2 protein-coding genes and 1 pseudogene are annotated in these 1371 nt (G+C 45.1%); 2 read left to right on the top strand and 1 reads right to left on the bottom strand.

Annotated elements, in window-relative coordinates; genetic code table 11:
- Both D8V06_RS30720 and D8V06_RS04535 read left to right on the top strand, forming a co-directional pair.
- Nucleotides 1-493: AHH domain-containing protein (locus D8V06_RS30720; RefSeq protein WP_241667773.1), on the top strand; the 493-nt coding region annotated here is incomplete at its 5' end.
- A gap of 41 nt (nucleotides 494-534) precedes the next feature.
- Nucleotides 535-1131: a DUF1629 domain-containing protein gene (locus tag D8V06_RS04535; RefSeq protein ID WP_130904579.1), complete on the top strand. Its 597-nt coding sequence runs from the start codon at nucleotides 535-537 to the stop codon at nucleotides 1129-1131.
- Here D8V06_RS04535 and D8V06_RS30560 read toward each other — a convergent pair.
- A pseudogene (locus tag D8V06_RS30560) lies at nucleotides 1128-1371 on the bottom strand (hypothetical protein); the annotation flags it as partial. The gene D8V06_RS04535 and the pseudogene D8V06_RS30560 overlap by 4 nt on opposite strands.

Raw genomic sequence — 1371 nt, 5'->3', positions numbered from 1 at the left:
CACGTTTCGGTATTACGATCCGGAGGTGGGGCGGTTTGTTACGCAGGATCCGATTTCTTTATCAGGAGGCATGAATTTTTACTCTTATGCGCCAAGCCCTAATAACTGGGTCGATCCGTTGGGTTGGTGCTCTACGAAATTGGGTAACAACATGGGAGCAAGCGCCGGGGATGGAATGGCAAATCACCATTTGATACCCGAAGAGCTAATAAAAAGCACTCAGTTCAAAAATATGTTTGGTAGGCTGAAAAAAATTGGTTGGGATCCGGATGGGGCGTCCAATGGGATTTTTCTACCTGGATCAAAAGATCTAGCCAAAACTACTGGCATGCCGGGGCACTGGTCGAATCACGGTCAGTACACTGAAGCTGTAAAAAACAAGTTGGTGAAACTTAACAATAACCTAAATAGCTTGACCAGATATAGATCTGGCGCTTGGTGTGAAAAATGTTCAAGCGTGGGCTTCTCAGGGTCTAGAAGGCGGGCTATTTAAACTTGATGCCATAACTGGTCGGTTACTTTAGAGGTGGAAAAATGAAGGGTTTATATATCATTGGTTATGAGCCGGATGGTGAGGGGGCGCCATACTTTTTTGATTTGAGTTGGACTCCCGATTTGCCAACCTTTCATTATCCCTCCGAAAATCCAGCGCAAGGTGCTTTGAGTGCCTGCTATCAAGCAATGGCTGATACTCCCCAATTGACGGCAGATTGGTTGCCAGATCATTTTTTGGCGTCCGAAAATTTTTTGGCTGTCTGCGATGCTTTCGAGTGCAAGTACGTTAGCAGGCCAGTTGAACTTTTTACTCAGGGTATGGCTAAGCAAGATAAGTCATATTTTTTCTTCGCTGTTGTCGAAAGACTGAGAGCTATGGATCTGGATAGTTCCTCTTTTGTGCTGGATAGTAATGTGAAGTCAGGCGCTCTCGATTTGAGTAGTTCAAATTATGAGCGTATTGATAAACTTGTTGTTTTAGATAGTGTTGAGTCTGATTTGTTCTATTTTGAAGAAATTCATGAGGTTGTATGCTCTGCTCGCTTCTTTAATGAATGTGTTGATAAACAAATCGATGGTCTTACCTTTAAAAAGATAGATGATGATTATCGGTACGCACCGTGGGATGATTTTTAGTTAGGCGATGCCGAATGTATGATGGTCAGAATCGGTTGTCTCGGGCCGAGACATTGGTTAATAGCAGGCTGGAAAGTACCGGTTAGTATCGGTACACCGGACAACTGATCGACAACGAAGAGTTCCGCTACGACGCCGCGGCGAACCGGCTGAACTTCAACACCAGCCAATTCGACCACGTCAAGGACAACCGTCTCAAGCGCTGGCGAGATCAGGAATATGCCTACGATGCGTGGGGCA

The organism is Pseudomonas sp. Sample_24 (assembly GCF_004307605.1).
Lineage (GTDB): Bacteria > Pseudomonadota > Gammaproteobacteria > Pseudomonadales > Pseudomonadaceae > Aquipseudomonas.
This window is presented reverse-complemented; position numbering and strand designations above follow the sequence as displayed.

What these genes read in the sequence shown, in the direction of transcription:
- D8V06_RS04535 (WP_130904579.1), top strand. Translation starts at nt 535, where the DNA reads ATGAAGGGTTTATATATCATTGGTTATGAGCCGGATGGTGAGGGGGCG.